The following is a 22,706-nucleotide window of genomic DNA, read 5'->3' on the forward strand; positions in this document are numbered from 1 at the left end:
CTCATAGGTGCACCCTTGGCGCTGCGCGCCTTCCCGCCAAGCGGGAGCCAGCTTGCTTGGGGCGGCCCTGCGCAGCGCTCATGCCTTGCCCGCTTGCACCAGGTGGTTCGCCAGATGCGCGATGGAAGTGAGTGCGCGGCGCGTTTCCTTGCTGTCGGGCATGCGCACGCCAAAACGCTGCTGGATCGTCATCGACACCTGCAGCGCGTCGAGCGAGTCGAGGTCGAGCCGGGCTTCGGGGCCGAACAGCGGTTCGTCATCGCCAAGGCCGCCCGGAGGCGCCTCTTTTTCAACGGCCTCGAGCACCATGGTCTTCAGGCTGGCAATGAATTCGGCGGAAACGGAATCGGTCACGATGCGGGCCTGCGAAACAAGAAGACGGCGAGCAAGAACATGGCGGCCGCAAACAGCACGAGCCGGCCGACCTGCGGCAGGGTGTCGGCCACGCCGCCACCGCGCAACAGTACGGTAAGCAGCGCCTCCAGCCCCCAGTTCATCGGGGAAATTTCGACCAGCCGCTGCATGAAGCCCGGCATGACGAACTTCGGCACCATGATGCCGCCGGCCGCCGCCATGAGCACGTTGACCATGGGCCCAATGGTCGCAGCCTGCGCATGGCTGCGAACCGCGCAGGCCAGTGCGAGCGACAGGCTCACCGCGGCCAGGCTCACGGCCGCGAGCGCAACCACCAGGGCGCCCCAATCGATACCGGCAAGCGAAAGCGCATCGCCGCCGATCAAGGGCATCAGCCAGATGCCGGCAGCAAGCATCAACACGGCCTGCAGCGCATTGACTCCAAGATAGGGCAAAGCTTTGGACATCAGCAGCATGAAGCGCGACACACCCAGGCTGCGCAGCCGGCCCAGCGCGCCCGAACTGCGCTCCTGCACGAACAGGCTGGAGAGCGATGCCACCACGAAGAACATGCCGAACACCAGCCATGCCGGCACGTTCTGCTGCACCGATGTGGGCCGCGGCCCGGCGGTGGAATAGCGCTCGGCATTCACCAGCGCCTGGATCGAGGCGCCCGGCGGCGGACCCGAGGTGCCCGGCACTGCAAGCGCCAACCGAGCCTTCAGTTCGCCGGACGCGCCGACGAGTTCGGCGCGCAAGGCATTGAACAGGTTGGCGTCGATGCCCGGCTCGGTCAGCAAACGGACGTGCGCCTTGGTCGAGAGCGCGGCCGATTCGAGCTCCGCCGAAAGGCCCGGCTCCAGCACGATGACGTACTTGAGCGCGCCGCTGCGCAATCGCGCCTCCCAGTCGGCACCGAGCGCCTGCGGCGCACCGTGGCTGCGCTGCCATATCTGCTGCAGCCATTGCGCCGGCGTTTCGGTGTCGCGCATGTCCACGGCGTAGCTGAGCTCGGCCAGAGGCGGGCGGTAGATGTCCTTGAGCGTGAGCGACATCAGCACGATGAAGACCATCGGCATCAGAAACAGCGCGGCCAGCCCGTGCATGTCGCGCACGAGTGCCAGCAGTTCCTTCTTGATGAGCGCGAGGAGCATGGTGTGTTCAGTCGCGCAAGGAACGGTGGGTGAGCGCCATGAAGAGCTGCTCCAGATCGTGGCGCCCGAACTCCGCGTGGCGCACCTCGATGCCTTCGGCCTCGAGCGTCGCCAGCACCGGACCGGGCCCGGTGCCTTCGTGCAGGTGCACGCGCCAATGCACGCCCCCAGGCTCCACCGTTCCAAAGCGCGAGAGCATGGCCTCGTCGAGCCCGTCGGCCGCGAGCGTCAGAAGCATTGCGCTCTTCGACAGCAGCTCTTCGAGCGAGCCTTCGCGCAGCACTCGGCCATGGTCAAGAATGGCAACCCGGTCGGCGATGGCCTCGATCTCTTCCATGTAGTGCGAGGCATAGATCACTGCGGCGCCCTGCTGCGCCAGGCTCTTGATGGCATCGAGAATGAAAGCGCGCGATTGCGGATCGACGCCCACGGTGGGCTCGTCGAACAGCATCAACTCAGGCTCCGGCAACAGCGCAATCGCAAGGTTCAATCGGCGTTTCAGGCCACCCGAGAGCCGCTCGGCCCGCACACCCGCGAACTGCTCAAGCTGCGAAAAGCGCGTGCAGGCTTCGATGCGCGTCTTCTTGCGCTCGCCAGAAAGTCCACCTGCCGCGGCAAAGCATGCGAGGTTCTCGGCCACGGTGAGCATGGGGTAGAAGGCCTGGTCCTGCGGGGCGACGGCGATGCGGGTTGGCGTCTTTGCCCTGACCTGTTGAAGCGGCTGGCCGTCGATGTGGATTTCGCCCGACTGCACTGCCAGCGCACCCGACAAGTGCGAGATCAACGTGGTCTTGCCTGCGCCGTTGGGGCCGAGCAAGCCCATCACCGAACCCCTGGGAACCGCGAGCGAGACTTCGGCCAACGCGGATGCGTCTGCATGCGGGTAGCGGTAGCTGAGGTTCTTCAGTTCGAGCATGTGGTTGTTGCTCGTTGGGGGCGCTGTTGTTTGGGGCGCTGCTGTTCCAGGGCTTGTGCAAAGGCCACCGGGTACTCCCCTCCGCGAATGTCCCCCGGGCTTCGCCCTCCTCCTTTATTTCGGTGCGTGGAGCACCCGATGCCCTGTGCACTTGGGCACGCCCGTGGTGCAACGCTGATCGACGACTGCTCTGCCCAACGCACCCGCTGGCGGGGTGCCTTGCGCAGCGAAATAAAGGAGGAGGCCGCAGGCCGGGGGACATTCGCGGAGAAAGGTACCCCGTCGGCGGGTGCGCGCCCTGAACGCCCCAGATCAAACTCAACACGGCAAGCAGAAAGCCAGTGCGTCATCTCAAGCAACAGCAGTCTTCAAATCTCGAAAGAAGGCCTCTTCCTGCTGCGCCTGCTCCCGCAGCTTGCCAGCCAGCGCGGCAGGATCGACCGGCTCGCGCCCCTTCACCATGCGCGCCGCCTTGAGTGCGAAAGCGCGCCAGCCGTCGCCGATGGCGATGAGCCGTTCGGACATCTGCTGCAGCTGCGGCTTGTCGAGCAGTACCGCGGCCTCTTGCAGAAAGCCGGCGTAGATAAAGCGGAAGCCTGCCCCGCCGGTACCGATTTCTTCCTGCATGCGCACCACGTGGCCGATGAAGTCGACGCTGCGCGGATCGGCCGGGGAAAGCTTCTGCATGCGGTTGGCCAGCGTGCGCATGCCGCGCACGCCGACGATGGGAATGGGCGCCAGCATGTTGCGCACGGTCTTGCGGATGGCCTTTGTGACCGAGGCCGCATCGACCGTCTTGCGCTCGATGGCCTGCGGGTAGTACATGAGGCCCTTGGGCGCGAGCACGCCCTTGGCGAAGCGCGCGCGCGAAAGGTCGGCGCTGGCGCAACGTACCGGCTCTTCGAACACTGGGTCGCTGATCAGGTAGTCGTCGCCTTCCTTGCCGTACACCAGCAGGTTGTGCGCGTTGAAGTGAAAGCGCATGTTGGGCGGAAAGTACGGCAGCCAGTAGACCGAGGTCTGCAAGCCCACGAGCTGCCCGTCGGCCAGGAGTGCGTCCAGGCGCTGTGCGCCGGCTTCCGGGCTGCTAAAGGTCTCGAAGCGGAAGCGCGCGGCCATCGGCGACAGCAAGCCCTTGATGATGGCCTTGGGCGGCATGCGGTACGAGATGAGCGGCAACCCCGACAACTTGATGAACGGCAGGTAGGCGAACGACAAGGCCGACGACAGGCCGAGCGCCATGCTCTCGGTCATGGGCACGCCGTGGTGGCGCATCAGGTTCGAGATGACGCCGCTTTCGCAATGCGCCGCTTGCTGGTGTTTGAATTTCACGGCAGGCCTTGCAAGGTGGAAACGGGCAGGCCCAGCGCCTCGGAGTAGCGCGCCAGGTGCTTCGCGGGCAGCGCCGCGAAATGCTTGGGCTTCAGGTGGCGCCGCACGCGCCATTGCCAGAAGCCGCTGGTCTGCGAGAGCAGTGCCACGTCCATGCGGCGCTCGTACATCCAGTATTCGAGCGGAGACGCGAGCCCCTGGGTCACTCGCTCCTTCGCGGCCTGCGCCTGTTCGACGAGCACGTCAACTGCGTGGCTGGTGACGATTTCTTCCGCCTCCCAGCCGCGCGAGCGCGTGGTGACCACGCGGCCCTGCGCATCGCGCGCGTACATGAGCTTGGCGTGGCCATCGAGGGTGGCGTTGCCTTCTTGCGGAACGGCGTCGAGGTCCATGGCTAGATGGCTTCCAGGTAGATGAAGCCGCTGGAGAAGCGGCCGCTTTCGGGCACGAACATCAGCAGCTTGTGGCCGGGCTTGATGCGGCCCGAACGGAACAGCTCGTCGAGCATGATGTAGGGCGATGCCGAGCCGGTGTTGCCCTTGGTCGCGAGATTGCTGAACCAGCGCTCGCGCGGAATGGCAAAACCCATCGCCTCCAGGCATTGGCTCACAGGCTCGATGAAGTAGCCGGACGAGAGATGCGGCAGGAACCAGTCGACATCTGAAGCCTTCAGGCCGCGCTTCTCGATGATGGCCGCCAGCGGCTCGCCCAGCGTGGCGCGAACAATGTTCTCGTTGAGCAGGCGCACGTCCTGCTTCACGGCAAAGGTCGACTCGCGCTGCCAGTCTTCGGGCGCGGTGCGCGCCCAGCCGTCCAGGCCGCCTTCGGGGTTCTTGTCGGCGCCTGCATACATGCACACTGGCAGCTCGTGCGCGGCGGAAGACAGGTCGATCCACTCCACGCGCAGCGACAGCGGGCCGCGCGGCTCGCGCTCGAGCAGCACGGCGCCGGCACCATCGGAAAGCATCCAGCGCAGAAAGTCTTTTTCAAAAGCGATTTCGGGCCGTTCCTCGAGCGCCTGCAGCTTGTGCTCCAGCTCGGCCTCGAAGCGGGAGCCGCGCATCACGGCCGAGGCCAATTCCGAGCCCGTGGCAACCGCACGGCGGGCGTCGCCTGAACGCACCGAAAGCCAGGCGTGCTTGAGCGCCGTGGTGCCCGCCAGGCAGATGCCCGCGCAAGCCACCACTTCGAGCCGGGGCCAGCCAAGCTCGCCGTGCACCATGACCGCGTGGTTGGGCATCAGCTGGTCGGGAAGCGAAGTGCCGGTCACCAGGCAATCGACCGGCCCGATGTCGTCGCCCAGCGCCCGGATGGCCGAAGCGGTGAGCTGCGCGTTGCTCATGGCGAGCTCGCCGGTGGCCCGGTCGATCGCGTAATGCCGCGACTGGATGCCGTTGCTGCGAAGAATCAGCCGCCGCGCGCGCGAAGCCTTGCCGCCGATGCGACCGAGAACGTCTTCGATGTCTTCATTGCTGACCGGGGAAAAGGGCAGAAAGGCGGCAGTGCGGGTCAGGAAGACATCAGTCGTCATAGCGGGGAGAACGGTCCGTGGCCGAGCCCGACGGGCGCTCGAAATGAGCTGTCATTTTAGTCAGCCACCCCTTGAACAGCGGCCGCAGCAGCGCCTGGAGCGTCAAGCTCACAGGCACGACCGTGACAATGAGCACGAGGAGGAAGGCCACGTACAGCAGCAGCAACGGCTTGCGCTGCCACGCGCCCGGCCGCCCCGCGGCCATGATCAGCTTGCCCCAGAGAAAAAAGCTGCGGGTGCCGGCCTTTTCGCTGATCAGGAGCTTTGCATTCGCCTGAACGGCCCCCAGGCCGTAGAGCAGTGGCTGCGATCCGCGTTCGAGATCGTTGTGCAGCGCCTCGCGCAGCGCGCGGCCAAAACGGCCGGCACCGCGGATCTGCCCTTCGCTGAGGCCGGCGTCGGGCATGCCCCAGAAACCGCGCTTGCGGCCCCAGATCAGCCAGGCCGGCGTGGTGAAGAAGGTGGCCAGCGTCGGGCCGGGGTCGGTCAGCACCACGTTGTCGATCAGGCGGGCGCCGACGGCGTCGAGCAGGCCCTTGAGCTTTTCGTGCGCCAGCAGCCACATGTTGCGGCAGGCGATCACTGTAACGACGGGCTTGCCCTGCAGCAGTTGCGCTGCCAGCGGATGCTTCAGGAAGGCGACGATCGGCTGCGACGGCGCCAGGAACCAGACCTGGTACGGCAGGATGACCAGGTCGAAGTGCTCGTCCCCTGTGAGCGAAAGCGGCGCCAGCGGCGGCGGCTTCAGGTGCGCCGACTCGGGAAAGGCGTCGAAGAAGGTCAGGAAGGGCCAGGGAAACGGAAAATCCGCCAGCGGCCGCAGCGTTTCGACATGCACGGAGATTCCCGGATCGGTTCTGAGCGGCGCAACGATCTGCTCGGCGACGCTGCCGAGCTGGCCGGTCTGCGAATAGTGAATCACCAGGACACGTTTGGGGCGCGCGGCGGGGCTGGAAATGCTTGAAGTCACTTGCTGGGGCGAAACGAGGGCCGTCGAATGTAAGCCAACCGTACGCCAGGCGCATCTGCCATTGGTCATGCCGTCGCGCCGATCCCACGAATAGACGAAAAAAAGCCGCGCCTTTGGGGCGCGGCTCTTGAGAGGGCCAGAAAGAACGCTGAAGGGTCAGCGCACCTTGCCTTCCTTCCAGGCCGTGAGCAGCTTGTTGTACTCGATGGTTTCACCCTTCGGCTTCTCGTTGGCCAGCTTCTTCCAGGGGGCGTGCTGGTCGCTCAGCCACTTGGCGGGGTCGCCCTTCGGGTTGAGCTTGGGCGCGCACTTGTCCATGCCTGCGCGCTCCAGGCGGGCCATCACGTCGTCCATCTCGTCGGCCAGCGTGTCCATTGCCTTCTGCGGCGTCTTCTCGCCGGTGACGGCCTCGGCCACGTTCTTCCACCAGAGCTGGGCCAGCTTCGGATAGTCGGGCACGTTGGTGCCGGTCGGCGACCACGCCACGCGCGCCGGGCTGCGGTAGAACTCGACCAGGCCGCCCAGCTTGGGCGCCATGTCGGTCATCGCCTGCGACTTGATGTCCGATTCGCGGATGGGCGTCAGGCCCACGACGGTCTTCTTGAGCGACACCGTCTTGGAGGTGACGAACTGCGCGTACAGCCAGGCTGCCGCGGTCTTGTTCTCGTCATGGCCCTTGAAGAACGACCACGAACCCACGTCCTGGTAGCCGTTCTGCATGCCCTGCTTCCAGTAGGGGCCGTTCGGTCCCGGGGCCATGCGCCACTTGGGCGTGCCGTCGGCGTTGACCACCGGCAGGCCCGGCTTGACCATGTCCGCCGTGAAGGCCGTGTACCAGAAGATCTGCTGCGCGATCTGGCCCTGGGCGGGCACGGGGCCGGCTTCGCCGAAGGTCATGCCGGTGGCTTCACGCGGCGCGTACTTCTTCATCCAGTCCACGTACTTGGTCAGCGCATACACCGCCGCCGGCGAGTTGGTGGCGCCGCCGCGCGACACGGCCGCGCCCACCGGCGTGCACTTGTCGTCGGCCACGCGAATGCCCCACTCGTCGATCGGCAGGCCGTTCGGAATGCCGACGTCCGCGGTGCCGGCCATCGAGAGCCATGCATCGGTGAAGCGCCAGCCCAGCGACGGGTCCTTCTTGCCGTAGTCCATGTGGCCGTAGATCGGCTTGCCGTCAATGGTCTTCACGTCCACGCTGAAGAACTCGGCGATGTCCTCGTAGGCGCTCCAGTTGAGCGGCACGCCCAGGTCGTAGCCGTACTTGGCCTTGAACTTTTCCTTCAGGTCGGGGCGGTCGAACAGGTCGGCGCGGAACCAGTACAGGTTGGCAAACTGCTGGTCGGGCAGCTGGTAGAGCTTGCCGTCGGGCGCGGTGGTGAACTTGGTGCCGATGAAGTCGGCAACGTCGAGGCCGGGGTTGGTGAACTCCTTGCCCGGACCGGCCATGTAGTCGGTCAGGTTCATCATCTTGCCGTAGCGGTAGTGGGTACCGATCAGGTCCGAGTCCGAAATCCAGCCGTCGTAGATCGACTTGCCCGACTGCATGGAGGTCTGCAGTTTCTCGACCACGTCGCCTTCCTGGATCAGGTCGTGCTTCACCTTGATGCCGGTGATTTCCTCGAAGGCGCGGGCCAGCGTCTTCGACTCGTATTCATGCGTGGTGATGGTTTCGGAGACCACGGAGATCTCGGTCACCCCCTTGGCCTTGAGCTTTGCCGCGGCATCGACGAACCATTTCAGTTCTTCGGCCTGCTGCGTCTTGCTGAGCGTCGACGGCTGGAATTCGCTGTCGATCCACTTGGCCGCCGCATCGGGCGCCGCCGGTGCCGCCGCCGGGGTGGCCGCGGCGGGCGCCGCTGCCGGAGCCGGTGCCGGGGTACTTGCCGGAGCCTGGGCCGCAGGCTCGTCCTTCTTTCCGCAGGCCGACAGTGCCAGCACCATAGCGGCCGCGAGCGCGGTGTAGCGCAACTTCATGGTTTATCTCCTCGTTCCTTCGCTTCCCCGTGTGCGGCTGTATTCACCTCGGCCCCGGGGAAGCACCGGGCCGAATTGCCGGAGTACGCGAGCTAGCCCTTGCGCATGATCAGCGCGAGCACCAGCATCGAAAACACAAAGCCGATCCAGATCGACGGCTCGGCCTGCAGCGTCATTGCAGACTTTGCCCATTCCGCAAGGCCGATGTAGATCAGGTTGATATAGGCCGCCGAGAGCAGCCCGATGAACAGGCGGTCGCCGCGCGTGGTCTCGATCGGCAGCCAGCCGCGCCGCAGCGTGGTGGGCGACTTGATCTCCCACACCGTCATGCCGACCAGCATGAGCGCGATGCAGATGAAGAACACGGCCACCGGAGTGGTCCAGGACATCCAGGCAAACATTTCAGACTCTCCCCATCGCAAAGCCCTTGGCGATGTAGTGCCGCACGAACCAGATCACGATGGCACCCGGCACGATGGTGAGCACGCCGGCCGCCGCAAGCGTAGCCCAGTCCATGCCCGAGGCGCTCACGGTGCGCGTCATGGTTGCAACAATCGGCTTGGCGTTGACGCTGGTCAGCGTGCGCGCCAGCAGCAGCTCCACCCAGCTGAACATGAAGCAGAAGAACGCCGCCACGCCCACGCCGGCCTTGATCAGCGGCAGAAAAATGCGGATGAAGAACTTCGGAAAGCTGTAGCCGTCGATGTAGGCGGTTTCGTCGATCTCGCGCGGAATGCCGCTCATGAAGCCTTCCAGAATCCACACGGCCAGCGGCACGTTGAACAGCAGGTGCGCGAGCGCCACACCCAAGTGCGTGTCCATCAGCCCCACGGTGCTGTAGAGCTGGAAGAACGGCAACAGGAACACCGCGGGCGGCGTCATGCGGTTGGTCAGCAGCCAGAAAAAAACGTGCTTGTCGCCCAGGAACGAATAGCGCGAAAACGCATAGGCCGCCGGCAGCGCCACGGTCAGCGAGATCACCGTGTTGATGCCCACGTAGATCAGGCTGTTGATATAGCCCGAGTACCACGAAGCGTCGGTGAAGATGCGCGTGTAGTTGGCCCAGGTGAACTGCTGCGGAAAGAACGAGAAGCTCGAAAGAATTTCGGCATTCGTCTTGAAGCTCATGTTGACCATCCAGTAGATGGGCAACAGCGCGAAAAGAATGTAGAGCAGCAGGAAGATGCTGCGCTTGCGGAATCTGCGCTCGTTCATTGCTCCACCTCCGCCTTCTGGGTACCGACGCGCTGCATCCAGTTGTAGAGGATGAAGCACAGCAGCAAAATAATCAGGAAATAGATCAGCGAGAAAGCCGCCGCCGGGCCCAGGTCGAACTGGCCGACCGCCTTCTGCGTGAGGTACTGGCTCAGGAACGTCGTCGCATTGCCGGGCCCGCCGCCGGTCAGCACGAACGGCTCGGTGTAGATCATGAAGCTGTCCATGAAGCGCAGCAGCACCGCAATCATCAGCACGCCGCGCATCTTGGGCAGCTGGATGTAGCGGAACACCGCAAACTTGCTGGCGCCGTCGATGCGCGCGGCCTGGTAGTAGGCATCGGGTATCGAGCGCAGGCCCGCAAAGCACAGCAGCGCCACCAATGGGGTCCAGTGCCACACGTCCATCATCAGCACGGTGAGCCACGCGTCGGTGGCGTCGCCGGTGTAGCTGTAGTTGATGCCCATCTTCTGCAGCGCATGGCCCAGGAGCCCGATGTCGGCGCGGCCATAGATCTGCCAGATGGTTCCGACCACGTTCCAGGGAATGAGCAGCGACAGCGCCACCACCACCAGCACCGCCGACGACTTCCATCCCGTGGCCGGCATCGAGAGCGCGAGCGCAATGCCCAGGGGAATCTCGACCGCGAGCACCGACAGCGAGAAGCCGAGCTGGCGCCAGAGCGCAGCATGGAGCTCACCGTCGCGCATGACGGCGGCAAACCATTCGGTGCCGACGAAAACGCGGCGCTCGGGCGAGATGATGTCTTGCACCGAGTAGTTGACGACCGTCATTAGCGGCACGATGGCCGAGAAGGCCACGCAGATCAGTACCGGCAGCACCAGCCACCAGGCCTTCTGGTTGATGGGTTTGTTCACGGCGTCCATGGGGCTTCCATCTTCTGTACGGGGTTGGCGCGGCCTTGTTGCGATGCGTTGTTCTTCATGCAACCAGCTCCTCGTCGCGGTAATAGCAGGTGTGGGTGTCCAGCACGCGCAGCCACACGGTCTCGCCTACGGCGGGCAGCGGCGCATCGGCATGCAGGCGCGCCTTGAGCGCGGTGCCGCCGGCGTCGGCGCTCAGCATCGCGTGGGTGCCCACGTCCTGCACCTGCGTGACGGTGGCAGGCACGGCGCCCTGCGCGCGCGCTTCGACCACCCGCAGGTATTCGGGCCGGATGCCCAGCTTGATCGAGCCTTCGGGCAACTGGCGCGTCGGGACCAGCGGCGTGCCTGCCACTTCGAGCGCGCCGTTCGTGTTGTTTGCCGCCAGGAAATTCATGCCGGGCGAGCCGATGAAGTGGCCGACGAAGGTGTGGGCCGGCCGCTCGAACAGCGCCTCGGCGCTGCCCACCTGCACGGCCTTGCCGCGCGTCATGACCACGACCTCTTCGGCAAAGGTAAGCGCCTCGACCTGGTCGTGCGTCACGTAGATCAGCGTGAGCTTGAGCTCGCGGTGAATCTGCTTGAGCTTGCGGCGCAGCTGCCACTTCAGGTGCGGGTCGATCACCGTGAGCGGCTCGTCGAACAGCACGGCCGACACATCGCTGCGCACCAGCCCGCGGCCGAGCGAGATCTTCTGCTTGGCATCGGCCGCGAGGCCTGCCGCGCGCTGGTTGAGCTGGCCGCTCATGTCGAGCATTTCGGCGATCTCGCCCACGCGCTTCTTGATCTGGTCTTCAGGCACCTTGCGGTTGCGCAGCGGGAACGCGAGGTTCTCGGCCACCGTCATGGTGTCGTAGATCACCGGAAACTGGAACACCTGCGCGATGTTGCGTTCCTGCGGCGTGGCGCGCGTCATGTCGCGGCCGTCGAACTTCACCGTGCCCTGCGAAGGCACCAGCAGGCCCGAAATGATGTTCAGCATGGTCGTCTTGCCGCAGCCCGAGGGGCCGAGCAAGGCATAGGCGCCGCCGTCGCGAAAGCTCATCTGCAGCGGCAGCAGCGCATAGTCGCTGTCCTGCGTGGGGTTGGGGCGGTAGGCGTGGGCCAGGTCCAGGTCGATGCGTGCCATGACTAGTTTCCTTTGCGCCATGCCGGCGCAAGCGCCAGCTTTTCGCCGGCATCGAACACATAGGCTTGCGACGGGCTGAAATACAGCGTGATCGAGGCGCCCAATTCGAAGCGGTGCACACCGGTGAGCTGCGCCACCAGTTCGCCGACCGCGGTATCGACGTGAACGAAGGTGTCGGAGCCCGAAATTTCGGCCAGCTCCACCTTGCCGGGCAGGCCGATGTCGTCCTCCCCCGCGCCCACGTTGAGCGCGCTCGCCCGCAGGCCGACGGTGACAGCGCCCGAAACGTTTTCAGGCACGGCCAGTGCCAGCGCCGGGCCGCCGGCAAGTTGCACGCGGCCGGCCGATGCGGTGCCGGGCAGCAGGTTCATCGGCGGATCGCTGAAGGCGCGCGCCACGCGCAGCGACTGCGGCGCGTGGAACACTTCGGCCGTCGGCCCGTATTGCAACAGCTCGCCCGCGTCCATCACGGCCGTGTAGCCGCCGAGCAGCAGCGCCTCGCCGGGCTCGGTGGTGGCATAGATCACGGTGGAATCGCCGCTTGCGAACAGCTGCGTCAGCTCCTCGCGCAGGCCTTCGCGCAGCTTGTAGTCGAGGTTGACCAGCGGCTCGTCGAGCAGCATGAGCGGCGCATTCTTGGCGAGCGCGCGCGCCAGCGCCACGCGCTGCTGCTGCCCGCCCGAGAGCTCCGCCGGATAGCGGTCGAGGAACATGCCGATGTGCAGCTTGTCGGCCAGCTCGCGCACCCGGGCATCGACGTTCTTCTCACCGCGCAGCTTGAGCGGCGAGGCGATGTTGTCGGCCACCTTGAGCGACGGGTAGTTGATGAACTGCTGGTACACCATGGCGACATTGCGCTCGCGCACCGGCATGCCGGTGACGTCCTTGCCGTCGACCAGCACCTTGCCGGTGGTCGGCGTGTCGAGCCCCGCCATGAGCCGCATCAGGCTGGTCTTGCCGGCCTGGGTGGCGCCCAGCAGCACGGTGACCGCGCCGCTCCTCGGGGCGATGCTCTGCTCGTAGAGCCATGTTTGCGCGCCGACCTTCTTGGTGACGCGCTCCAGAGTCAATTGCATCAGCGCTCCCGGTTGATCGTGTTGCTGTTGTTCTTTGCATGCGCCTGCAGCCAGGCGGCCACCTGCGCGCGTTCTTCGGCCGTGTAGCGCAGGCCGAGCTTCGACCGGCGCCAGAGCACGTCGTCCGCGCTCATGGCCCATTCGCTCTCCTGCAGAAACCGCAGTTCGCCCTCATGAAGCCCCGGCGCCACGGCGTCGCCCATGTCGGCCATGGACTGCGCATCGCCAAGCAGCTCGGCCACGCGCGCACCATAGGCGCGTGCGAGGCGCCGCGCAATCGTGGCGTCGAGCCACGGGTAGCGGGCCTGCACGGCAGTCACGAAGCGTTCGAAGTCGTCGTCCGGGCGCTTCGGCGCGCCGATCCATCCGGACAGGTCGCCGCCCGCAAGAAAGGCGCCGTCGGTCCAGGCGGGGCGTTGCATGTTCGGCTGGCCGAGCATCTTGCCGACCTCGTCGGCCGCGTCTTCGGCGAGCTTGCGAAAGGTGGTGATCTTGCCGCCCCATACCGACAGCAGAGGCGCCGCGGTGGTGTTGGACTCGAGCATGTAGTCGCGCGTCACGGCCGAGGGGTCGCCCGAGGCGTCGTCCAGCAGCGGACGCACTCCCGAGTAGGTCCAGACCACGTCGGCTGGCACGATCGGCTTTTCGAAATAGCGGCTGGCCTGGGTGCAGAGATAGGAGATTTCTTCGTCGGCAATGCGCGCCGCGCCGGGATCGTCGGCGTTCAGTTCGATGTCGGTGGTGCCGATCAGCGTGAACTCGTCCTGGTACGGAATCGCGAAGATGATGCGCTTGTCGGGGTTCTGGAAGATGTAGGCATGGTCGTGCTCGAAGAGGCGCCGCACCACGATGTGGCTGCCCTTGACCAGCCGCAGGTGCCGGGTTGCCAGCGCCTCGCCCTTGGCCGACTGCGCCACGCCGCGCAGGAACGATTCCGCCCACGGTCCCGCGGCATTGACGACCGCGCGGGCACGCACCACGCGAATGCCGCCGTCCGCGGCCTCGAGGGTGGCCGTCCAGCCTTCTGCGTCGCGCTGCGCATGAACGCAGCGAGTGCGCGTGAGCACCTCGGCACCGCGCGCCCGGGCGTCCACGGCATTGAGCACCACCAGCCGCGCGTCGTCGACCCAGCCGTCTGAATAGACAAAGCCGCGCTTGAACTGCGGCTTGAGCGGCGCGCCGGCCGCATGGCTGCGCAGGTCGATGCTGCGCGAGCCCGGCAGCACTTCGCGCTTGGCGAGGTGGTCGTACATGAACAGGCCGATGCGGATCATCCAGCCAGGCCGCATCGACGGATCATGCGGCATGACGAAGCGAAGCGGCCACATGATGTGCGGCGCGCTCTTGAGCAACACTTCGCGCTCCTGCAGTGCCTTGCGCACGAGCGAGAACTCGTAATACTCCAGGTAGCGCAGCCCGCCGTGGATGAGCTTGGTCGATGAGGAAGACGTGTGCGAGGCGAGATCGTCCTTCTCGCACAGCACCACGCGCCAGCCCCGGCCCGCCAGGTCGCGCGCAATACCGCACCCGTTGATGCCGCCGCCGACGATCAGCACATCGCAATCGGTTGCCGACAGAGGCGAATTGGAGGAGAAATCGCTCACAGAAGATGGGCCCGTTGGTTCGTGACTTAGATCACTGAAGGGCGCCATTGTATTTTCGCGTCTTTTCATTTGGATTCCTTTTGACGCGATTTTCCTCCGAGTTTTCCCTTAGTACGGTTCGTTTTCTTTCGTTTTAAAGTGGCGCGGCCTGTACTCTCCAGAGAGTCTTCCCGTTCTCCACGACGCTTTTGTGAATTCCAATCCGCGCCAGATCAACCTTCTCGATACCGTGCGCACGCGCGGCTCCGTCACCGTGGAACAGCTGGCCGAGATGCTCGGCGTCACGCTGCAAACGGTGCGGCGCGACGTGCAGCGGCTGGCCGACGAAGGCCTGCTCACGCGTTTTCATGGCGGCGTGCGGGTGCCGAGTTCCACCACCGAGAACATCGGCTACCAGCAGCGCGAAACACTGCATGCCGAAGGCAAGGCGCGCATTGCGCGACGCGTTGCCGAGCTGGTGCCCAACGACTGTTCGCTGATCCTCAACATCGGCACCACCACCGAAGCCATTGCCAAGGCGCTGCTGCGCCACACGGGCTTGCGCGTGATCACCAACAACCTGAACGTGGCCACCATCCTGAGCGGCAACACCTCGTGCGAGGTGATCGTGGCGGGCGGTTCGGTGCGGCCGCGCGACCGCGCCATCGTGGGCGAGGCGACGATCGATTTCATCCGGCAGTTCAAGGTCGACATCGCGCTGATCGGCGTGTCGAGCATCGAGGCCGACGGCTCCTTGCGCGACTTCGACTTGCGTGAAGTGAAGGTGGCGCAAACCATCATCGCGCAGGGGCGCGAGGTGTGGCTTGCGGCGGACGCGAGCAAGTTCAATCGGCCGGCGATGATCCAGTTGGGTACTCTTTCGCAGATCGACCGATTGTTTACCGACGCGGAGCCGCCTGCGCCTTTTGCGGACCTGCTGCATGCGGCGCAGGTTCGGCTTGAGATTGCGCGCGATTGAGATGAGGGCTTGTGGTTTTGTTTGCCGCGCTGGAAGGCATTCAGGGTGCGCTCCCGCCGACGGGGTACCTTGCTCCGCGAATGTCCCCCGGCCTGCGGCCTCCTCCTTTATTTCGCTGCGCAAGGCACCCCATCAACGTGAGCGTTGCAAAGAGCGGTGGTTGATCGGGCGGAACAAGCGCAGCGCCCGGTGTGCACAGGGCATCGGGAGCTCCCCGCAGCGAAATAAAGGAGGAGGCGAAGCCGGGGGACATTCGCGGAGGGGAGCACCCGGTGGCCTGTGCACAAGCCCTGAAACAGCGGCAACCGAACCACAGCGCCAAGAGCACAAGTCAAGCATGACCAGACTCCAAGGAACACCCAAGCCATGACCTACCTTCTAGCACTCGACCAGGGCACCTCCAGCTCCCGCAGCATCGTGTTCGACCGCGAAGGCCGCATCGTCGCCATCGCGCAGAAGGAACTCACGCAGATCTACCCGCGGCCGGGCTGGGTCGAGCATGACCCGATGGAGATCTGGCAAAGCCAGCTCGCCACCGCACGCGAGGTACTCGCCAAGGCCAAGCTCCAGCCCGCGGACATCCATGCCATCGGCATTACCAACCAGCGCGAGACCACCGTGCTGTGGAACCGCAAGACGGGCCAGCCCGTGCACCACGCCATCGTGTGGCAAGACCGGCGCGCCGAACCGCTGTGCGCAAAGCTGCGCGAAGATGGCATGACCAGCACCATCCAGGAGAAGACCGGACTGGTGATCGACGCGTATTTTTCCGGCACCAAGCTGCGCTGGCTGCTCGACAATGTGCCCGGCGCACGCGCCCAGGCCGAGCGTGGCGATCTTGCCTTCGGCACCGTCGACAGCTGGCTCATGTGGCAGCTTACCGGCGGTAAGGTGCACGTCACCGACGTGAGCAACGCCTCGCGCACGATGCTCTTCAATGTGCACAGCAACGAATGGGATGCCGACCTCCTCAAGGCGCTCGACATTCCCGCCGCGCTCATGCCCAAGGTGCAACCGTCGAGCTCCCACTTTGCAGACACCGACGAGGCACTGCTCGGCCGAGCCCTACCCATCGGCGGCGTGGCCGGCGACCAGCAGAGCGCCCTCTTCGGCCAAGCCTGCTTTGCAGCCGGCATGGCCAAGAACACCTACGGCACCGGTTGCTTCCTGCTCATGCACACGGGCGCGGCATTCCAGCCTTCACACAACGGCCTGCTCGTGACCAGCGCCGCGCAGACAGACGCCACGCCGCAGTACGCCATGGAAGGCAGCGTCTTCGTCGGCGGCGCCGTGGTGCAGTGGCTGCGCGACGGGCTCAAGGCCATCAAGGGCAGCGCCGAAGTGCAGTCGCTTGCCGAAAGCGTGCCCGACGCGGGCGGCGTGATGATGGTGCCGGCCTTCACCGGCCTGGGCGCGCCCTACTGGAACGCCGATGCACGCGGCACCATCACCGGCCTGACGCGCGGAACCACGGTGGCGCACATCGCACGCGCCGCGCTCGAAAGCATCGCCTACCAGAGCGCCGCGCTGCTGCAGGCCATGAGCCGCGATGCGGTCGCCGCCGGCGGCACGCCCGTGGCCGAGCTGCGCGTCGACGGCGGCGCCAGCGTGAACGACCTGCTGATGCAGTTCCAAGCCGACCTGCTGGGTATTCCCGTGGTACGGCCCGAAGTGATCGAGACCACGGCACTGGGCGCCGCCTACCTCGCGGGCCTGTCGACCGGCGTCTACAGCGACGCACGCCAGTTGTCGAAACTGTGGAAAGTGGAGCGGCGCTTCATGCCGACCATGGGCCGGGCGCAGGCCGAGGAATCGATGGCGCGCTGGGAGCGCGCAGTGCGGCAGGCGACGGCGAGTTGAGCGCCGCCTCGCCCATGCTCAGGCGCCGGGGCCGTACATCACGTCGGAGCGCAGCACGTACTTTGTGCCCTCTTCGATCGCCGCACCTTCATGCCAGGTGTCGTGAACGAAAAGCAACGCGGCGCCGGCTTCGGGCTTTACGCGGAACTCGCGAAAGTCGGTGTCGCCGCCCGTGAAGCCGTCGTTCAGGTAGACGAGCAGCGTGAGTTGGCTCGTGAGCCCGTCTTCACGCCACGGCCCGTCCTTGTGCATCTTGAAGCGCTGGCCGGGCGAATACTTGTAGAAGCGCAGGTCCTTCGGCAGCCCCCGCGCCACATGCCCGGCCACTTCGGGCAGCGAGACTGTTCCGAGCCGCGCCCAGAGCAGCGCAACCCAGTTCGCTGAAGGCAGCATCGCGCGTTCGTTGTTGCGGATGGCCGGCATGGCCTTCGGCCCGTCCGCGGTTCGCACACCTGCCGAGGCGAAGCCTTCGCGCTCGGCAAGCGCGATCAGCTCTTCGCACTCCTCTGGCTCGAGAAAGCCATCGATCGAGAAGGCACGCGGCGAATGGGCGACTAGCCGCACGCGTTTGCCATGCTCAGTGCGCCGGAACCAGAAAGTCCTGGCTGATGCGACCGCCCAACTCGTTCACCCGATCCAGAAACTGCGTGAGGTAGGCATGCAGCCCAGTCGCCAGGATTTCGTCGACCCGCGCGTACTGAAGGTCGGCCAGCAGCTTGCCGGCGCGGCGCTGGGTTTCGGCGCTCTGCTCGTTCTGCACCTTGGCAAGGTTGTTCACCACCTCGACCAGGCTCGCGTGCAGCGAACGCGGCATGTCGGCGCGAAGAATGAGCAACTCGGCCACGCGCTCGGGCTTGATCACGTCGCGGTACACCTTGCGGTACACCTCGAAGGCTGAGACGCTGCGCAGAATGGCGCTCCAGTGATAGAAGTCGTACTCTTGGTCTTCCTCGGTAGCGGTGCCGAAGAACTCGCTGTTGAGGGCGTGAAACTTCACGTCCACCAGCCGCGCGGTGTTGTCGGCACGCTCGAGAAAGGTGCCCAGGCGCGAGAAGTAAAAGGCCTCGTCCTGCAGCATGGTGCCGAGCGTGACGCCGCGCGACAGATGCGAGCGGAACTTGACCCATTCGAAGAACTGCGCCGGGTCGCGCTCGAAATCTCCCGCGCGCAGCATGCGATTCACTTCGAGCCAGGTGGTGTTTTGCGTTTCCCAAGCCTCGGTGGTGAGCGCGCCGCGAACCGCGCGTGCGTTTTCGCGCGCCGCCTTGAGGCAGGAAACGATCGACGACGGATTGCTCTCGTCCTTGACCATGAACTCCATCACCTCGTTGGGCGTGATCTGCTCGTATTTCTTGTTGTACGAAGGCAGCAGCTCGCTGATGGATAGCACGCCCTGCCAGCCGTACTTGGCCACTTCGGCCGACTGGGGCAAGAGCGAGGTCTGGTAGTTGACGTCGAGCATGCGCGCGGTGTTTTCCGCGCGCTCTGTGTAGCGCGACATCCAATAGAGGTGATCGGCAGTGCGTGACAGCATTCTTGTTCTCCTGATTCCTTGCTTTGCTTGCTTGCCTGCTGCGTTCAGGCCGACTGCGATTGGCTTTGCGATTGCCCCGCCTTGGGCTTGGCGCCGCGGTCCGCCTCGAGGATCCAGGTGTCCTTGGTGCCGCCGCCCTGCGACGAATTGACCACCAGCGAGCCTTCCTTGAGCGCCACGCGGGTGAGGCCGCCTGGCACCATCTGCACTTCCTTGCCCGAGAGCACGAAGGGACGCAGGTCGATGTGGCGCGGCGCAATGCCGGCATCCACGAAGGTGGGCGATGTGGAAAGGCTCAGCGTGGGCTGAGCGATGTAGCCGTCGGGCTTGGCAATGACGGCCTTCTTGAACTCCTCGATCTCGGCCACCGTGGCGGCCGGGCCGATCAGCATGCCGTAGCCGCCGGCGCCATGCACCTCCTTGACGACCAGGTCCTTCATGTTGTCGAGCGTGTATTGCAGCTCGTCCTTGTTGCGGCACATGTAGGTGGGCACGTTCTTCAGGATCGGCTGCTCGCCGAGGTAGAACTCGACCATCTTGGGCACGTAGGGGTAGATCGACTTGTCGTCGGCCACGCCCGTACCCACCGCATTGCAGATGACGACGTTGCCCTCGCGGTAGGCGCGCATCAGGCCCGCGCAACCGAGCGTGGACGTGGGGCGGAACACCTCGGGGTCGAGAAAATCGTCGTCGACGCGGCGGTAGATCACGTCCACGCGCTTCGGCCCGCGCGTGGTGCGCATGTAGACGAAGTCGTCGCGTACGAAGAGATCTTGCCCCTCGACCAGTTCCACGCCCATTTGCTGGGCCAGGAAGGCGTGCTCGAAGTAGGCGCTGTTGTACATGCCGGGGGTCAGCACGACCACGGTGGGTTCCGCCGTGGCGGGCGGCGCGCTGGCGCGCAGCGTTTCGAGCAGCAGGTCGGGGTAGTGCGCCACGGGCGCAATGCGGTTCTGGTTGAATAGCTCGGGAAAGAGCCGCATCATCATCTTGCGGTTTTCGAGCATGTAGCTCACGCCGCTGGGCACGCGCAGGTTGTCTTCGAGCACGTAGTACTCGCCGTTGCCCTGGGCGTCGGGAGCGCGGACGATGTCAATGCCCGAGATGTTGGAGTAGACGTTGTGCGGCACGTTCACCCCCATCATCTCGGGGCGGAACTGTGCGTTGTTCAGGATCTGCTCAGCCGGAATGATGCCGGCCTTGATGATTTCCTGGTCGTGATACACGTCATGCAAGAAGCGGTTGAGCGCCGTCACGCGCTGCACCAGCCCTTTTTCCATGCTCTCCCACTCATGGGCGGGAATGATGCGCGGCAACAGGTCGAACGGAATGAGCCGCTCGGTACCCGAACCGTCTTCGTCCTTGGCGCCGTACACCGCAAAGGTGATGCCGACCCGGCGGAAGATCATTTCCGCCTCTTCTCGCCGCGCCCGCATGACCTCGCCGGGCTGCTTTGCAAGCCATTGGTCGTAGCGCTTGTAGTGCTGCCTGATTGCAGACCCCGCATAGGGCAACTGCTCATACATCTCATCGAATTTGTGCATGGAACGACCAATCTCCTTGAGCCATAGCTTAGCAAGTTCGAGGCCAGTGAAAGCCCTATGTTGGCGCGGATTCCGCACCGCGCGCCGCTTTTCAAGGCAGGCGATGGTGCCAATACCGGGCATTGCGCTCCCGCTCGCAGCCAACCTCTTCCGGTGCCTGGCTGCGCCATAGCGCTGCGCCGCAAGGCACGTTTTCGACGAGCCGCACGCCATGGGCGGCATAACGCTCGACCACCTCGCGGGCCGGATGGCCGAAGCGGTTGCGATAGCCCGCCTGGACCAGCGCAACGCGCGGACGCACCGCTTCGAGCAGCGCCGCGCTCGACGAGGTCTTGCTGCCGTGATGCGGCGCGAGCAGCACGTCGGCGCGAAGCTCCGGGGTTCGCGCCACCAGGGCGGCCTCCTGCAGGCGTTCGATGTCGCCGGCCAGCAGCACCGTGGCGCGGCCGTTCGCGATGCGCAGCACGCATGAAATCGCGTTGGGCTTGGTGAAGAAAAGATAGTCGGTCGGCGCGGGATGGAGAATTTCGAAATCCACCCCGTCCCAGGTCCAGCGCTGGCCCGCTTCGCAGCGCCGGTTCGGGCGGACGGCCTGCAGCGGATGGGTGGCTTCGATCGAGCTCAGGACTTCGGCCTGGGGCTGCATGGCGAGCACCGCGGCCGCGCCGCCGGTGTGGTCGCTGTCGCGGTGGCTCAGCACAAGCATGTCCAGCCGTCCGCCCAGTGCACGCAGCAAGGGCACCAGCACGCGATGGCCGGCGTCGCTCTCCAGGCTGTAGCGCGGGCCGGCGTCGTACAGCAGGCTGTGGGTTGCGGTGCGCACGAGAACCGCGTTCCCCTGCCCGATGTCGGCCGCAAGCACTTCGAACTGCCCGGCGGGGGGCCGGGGCGCCTGCCACAGCAGCACCGGCAGCAGAAGCGGCAGGCCGACCAAACGCAGCGACCACGGCAGGCGCATGGCCAGCAGCACCCCGCCCGCCACGCCAAAGCCGGCCATCCACACTGGGGGAGCGGCCATCGAGAGCGTGGCATAGGGCAAGGCGGCAAGCCACTTCAGCAGCACGGCCAGCGCCTGCACGGCCCACGCGGCAAGGTCCCAAAGAGGCGGCACAGCGGCCCCCAGCATCGCCAGCGGCGTGATCACGAGCGTCACCCACGGAATAGCGACCGCATTGGCCAGCAGGCCCACTACCGACACCTGCTGAAAAAGCAGCAGGCTCAGCGGGGTAAGAGCCAGCGTGATCACCCATTGCTCGCGAAAAAACGCCAACAGCCGGAGCGATGGCCCGGTTGTCTCGCCGGCAGGCCTCATGAAGCCGGTCGTGAACAGCACGCCGACCGCGACGAAGCTGAGCCAGAAGCCCGCCTGCATCAGCGCCCAAGGGTCGATAGCCACCACCACCGCCGCGATCAGCAGCCACACATGCGGCCATGGCCAGCGCCGCCCGGTAAGCCGCAGCAGCGCCGCTGTGGCCAGCATCCAGACTGTGCGCTGCGAGGGAACGCCCCAGCCGCTGAAGAGCGCATACAGCCCGGCCAACAGCACGCCGCCGACGAGTGCGGCCTGCGGCGCGGGAAAGCGCAGCATGAGCCATACGCTGCGCCGCCACGCCGCCCCCACCGCGTGCGCGGCGAGCCAAGCGAACATGGTGATGTGCAGGCCCGAGATCGACATCAGGTGCGCAACCCCGGTGGCGCGAAAAATGTCCCAGTCGCTGCGGTCGATGGCGCCCTGGTCGCCAGTGACAAGGGCGGCAATCACGCCTGCCTGCCGTGCGTCGGCCACGCGTTCGAACACCGCATCGCGCACTGCTTCGCGCGCACGTTCGAGCGGGTGCAGCCATGTGGCTTGAAGGCGCATCGGTGCGGCATCGCGAGCGCCCGTTCGCACATAGCCGCTGGCGCGCACACCCTGCTCCCACATCCACAGCTCGTTGTCGAAACCATGCGGATTGAGGTTGCCGTGCGGCGCCTTCAGCCGCACCGTGAGGCGCCAGCGTTCACCCGCATGCAGCGGGGCCGCCGCGTCGGCCGTTGCGCCGGCACGCCCTTCCGGCGCGCGCCCCCACAAGCTGGTGTCGTCGCGATACCAGCCGAGCGAAATGCGCGCCGGCACACGAACCGAAGTTTCAACGCGCTCATCGGCCCAGCGAGCCGATTCGACATCGAGCCGGAAACGCGTGCCGCCTTCGTTGTGCTGGGGCATTTGCGCCACCACGCCGGTCACCTGGAGATCGCGCCCTTCGAGGGCCGGGTCCAATGCGCCATTCGCGTAGGCCGCCGCCCGCCATCCCGCAAGGCCACCCCCGGCGGATGCGCCGCAGGCCAGGGCAACGAGCATCGGCAAATAAGACGTTCGCCGCCTGGAGAGCACCGCCAGTCCCGCAAGGCCAGCGAAGAACAAAGCCGCATAGAACGCCGCGCTCCATAGCCGCGCCTGATGCAGCTGCAACGCCGCACCGACCAAGGTCCCACCCAGCGCAGCAAAGGCCCACGATCCGGCCGCGGCGCCGCCCGACGCCCGTGCGCGCGTCAACGGCAAACTCCAGAACACACGATGCAAGCCCTCCCCGGACCCACGCTCAATGGCGCGTTAATTGCTTGGTATCTGGGCTAGTATGCGTCTCACAAGAGACATCTTTTCGATGCAATCTCGCAGTACTGCACA

20 protein-coding genes are annotated in these 22,706 nt (G+C 65.6%); 2 read left to right on the plus strand and 18 right to left on the minus strand.

Features of this window, described 5'->3' with window-relative positions; translation table 11 throughout:
• Nucleotides 1-78: 78 nt before the first annotated feature.
• The 14 genes from V9K97_RS12105 to glpD form a co-directional block, all read right to left on the minus strand.
• Nucleotides 79-309 (minus strand): acyl carrier protein, encoded by a 231-nt coding sequence (locus V9K97_RS12105; protein ID WP_443303249.1) that lies wholly within the window; start codon nt 307-309, stop codon nt 79-81.
• Between the two features lie 41 nt (nt 310-350).
• Complete coding sequence (locus tag V9K97_RS12110) at nt 351-1,508, minus strand: ABC transporter permease (RefSeq protein ID WP_258507734.1); 1,158 nt, start codon at nt 1,506-1,508, stop codon at nt 351-353.
• A gap of 7 nt (nt 1,509-1,515) precedes the next feature.
• Nucleotides 1,516-2,424: an ABC transporter ATP-binding protein gene (locus tag V9K97_RS12115; protein WP_337318294.1), complete on the minus strand. Its 909-nt coding sequence runs from the start codon at nt 2,422-2,424 to the stop codon at nt 1,516-1,518.
• A 351-nt stretch (nt 2,425-2,775) separates the two neighbouring features.
• The gene (locus V9K97_RS12120) at nt 2,776-3,756 is read right to left on the minus strand and encodes a BtrH N-terminal domain-containing protein (protein WP_337318296.1); all 981 of its coding nucleotides are present in this window, start codon (nt 3,754-3,756) and stop codon (nt 2,776-2,778) included.
• Nucleotides 3,753-4,148 carry a hypothetical protein gene (locus tag V9K97_RS12125; protein ID WP_337296230.1) on the minus strand — a complete coding sequence of 132 codons (396 nt, stop codon included), beginning with the start codon at nt 4,146-4,148 and terminating at the stop codon, nt 3,753-3,755. Before V9K97_RS12125 ends, V9K97_RS12120 begins: the two co-directional genes overlap by 4 nt.
• Nucleotides 4,149-4,150: 2 nt before the next feature.
• The gene (locus V9K97_RS12130; RefSeq protein WP_337318298.1) at nt 4,151-5,287 is read right to left on the minus strand and encodes a beta-ketoacyl-ACP synthase III; all 1,137 of its coding nucleotides are present in this window, start codon (nt 5,285-5,287) and stop codon (nt 4,151-4,153) included.
• Nucleotides 5,277-6,257 carry a dialkylrecorsinol condensing enzyme gene (locus tag V9K97_RS12135; protein ID WP_337318300.1) on the minus strand — a complete coding sequence of 327 codons (981 nt, stop codon included), beginning with the start codon at nt 6,255-6,257 and terminating at the stop codon, nt 5,277-5,279. The genes V9K97_RS12130 and V9K97_RS12135 overlap by 11 nt, the downstream gene beginning before the upstream one ends.
• 156 nt (nt 6,258-6,413) lie before the next feature.
• Entirely contained in the window at nt 6,414-8,234 is a 1,821-nt protein-coding gene (locus tag V9K97_RS12140; RefSeq protein WP_337296227.1) for an ABC transporter substrate-binding protein, read from the minus strand.
• Nucleotides 8,235-8,326: 92 nt separating this feature from the next.
• Nucleotides 8,327-8,635 carry a DUF2160 domain-containing protein gene (locus V9K97_RS12145; RefSeq protein ID WP_126749024.1) on the minus strand — a complete coding sequence of 103 codons (309 nt, stop codon included), beginning with the start codon at nt 8,633-8,635 and terminating at the stop codon, nt 8,327-8,329.
• Between the two features lies 1 nt (nt 8,636).
• Nucleotides 8,637-9,449, minus strand: coding sequence for a carbohydrate ABC transporter permease (locus V9K97_RS12150; RefSeq protein WP_337314586.1), 813 nt, complete (start codon nt 9,447-9,449; stop codon nt 8,637-8,639).
• Nucleotides 9,446-10,336, minus strand: coding sequence for a carbohydrate ABC transporter permease (locus tag V9K97_RS12155; protein WP_157614645.1), 891 nt, complete (start codon nt 10,334-10,336; stop codon nt 9,446-9,448). The genes V9K97_RS12150 and V9K97_RS12155 overlap by 4 nt, the downstream gene beginning before the upstream one ends.
• A 55-nt stretch (nt 10,337-10,391) precedes the next feature.
• Entirely contained in the window at nt 10,392-11,462 is a 1,071-nt protein-coding gene (locus tag V9K97_RS12160; RefSeq protein WP_281148660.1) for an ABC transporter ATP-binding protein, read from the minus strand.
• A 2-nt stretch (nt 11,463-11,464) separates the two neighbouring features.
• On the minus strand, nt 11,465-12,538 hold the full coding sequence (locus V9K97_RS12165; protein ID WP_337318302.1) for an ABC transporter ATP-binding protein: 1,074 nt from the start codon (nt 12,536-12,538) through the stop codon (nt 11,465-11,467).
• The gene (glpD, locus tag V9K97_RS12170) at nt 12,538-14,211 is read right to left on the minus strand and encodes a glycerol-3-phosphate dehydrogenase (protein WP_337318304.1); all 1,674 of its coding nucleotides are present in this window, start codon (nt 14,209-14,211) and stop codon (nt 12,538-12,540) included. The genes V9K97_RS12165 and glpD overlap by 1 nt, the downstream gene beginning before the upstream one ends.
• Before the next feature lie 121 nt (nt 14,212-14,332).
• On the opposite strand from glpD, the gene V9K97_RS12175 reads away from it, so the two are divergent.
• Together V9K97_RS12175 and glpK are read left to right on the plus strand one after the other, a co-directional pair.
• Nucleotides 14,333-15,100, plus strand: a complete 768-nt coding sequence (locus V9K97_RS12175) for a DeoR/GlpR family DNA-binding transcription regulator (protein ID WP_337318306.1) — start codon at nt 14,333-14,335, stop codon at nt 15,098-15,100.
• A gap of 366 nt (nt 15,101-15,466) precedes the next feature.
• Nucleotides 15,467-16,960 carry a glycerol kinase GlpK gene (gene glpK, locus V9K97_RS12180; RefSeq protein ID WP_337318308.1) on the plus strand — a complete coding sequence of 498 codons (1,494 nt, stop codon included), beginning with the start codon at nt 15,467-15,469 and terminating at the stop codon, nt 16,958-16,960.
• 18 nt (nt 16,961-16,978) lie between these two features.
• On the opposite strand, the gene V9K97_RS12185 is transcribed toward glpK, so the two are convergent.
• The 4 genes from V9K97_RS12185 to V9K97_RS12200 all read right to left on the minus strand — a co-directional run bounded on the left by V9K97_RS12185 (nt 16,979) and on the right by V9K97_RS12200 (nt 22,574).
• Entirely contained in the window at nt 16,979-17,524 is a 546-nt protein-coding gene (locus V9K97_RS12185) for a prolyl hydroxylase family protein (RefSeq protein WP_258507755.1), read from the minus strand.
• A 13-nt stretch (nt 17,525-17,537) separates the two neighbouring features.
• Nucleotides 17,538-18,494 carry an alpha-E domain-containing protein gene (locus tag V9K97_RS12190; protein ID WP_157614652.1) on the minus strand — a complete coding sequence of 319 codons (957 nt, stop codon included), beginning with the start codon at nt 18,492-18,494 and terminating at the stop codon, nt 17,538-17,540.
• A 44-nt stretch (nt 18,495-18,538) separates the two neighbouring features.
• Entirely contained in the window at nt 18,539-20,038 is a 1,500-nt protein-coding gene (locus V9K97_RS12195; RefSeq protein ID WP_258508487.1) for a circularly permuted type 2 ATP-grasp protein, read from the minus strand.
• A gap of 91 nt (nt 20,039-20,129) precedes the next feature.
• Nucleotides 20,130-22,574 carry a DNA internalization-related competence protein ComEC/Rec2 gene (locus V9K97_RS12200; protein WP_337318311.1) on the minus strand — a complete coding sequence of 815 codons (2,445 nt, stop codon included), beginning with the start codon at nt 22,572-22,574 and terminating at the stop codon, nt 20,130-20,132.
• Between the last annotated feature and the right edge of the window lie 132 nt (nt 22,575-22,706).

This window comes from Variovorax sp. CCNWLW186 (assembly GCF_037203865.1).
Classification (GTDB): Bacteria; Pseudomonadota; Gammaproteobacteria; order Burkholderiales; family Burkholderiaceae_C; genus Variovorax.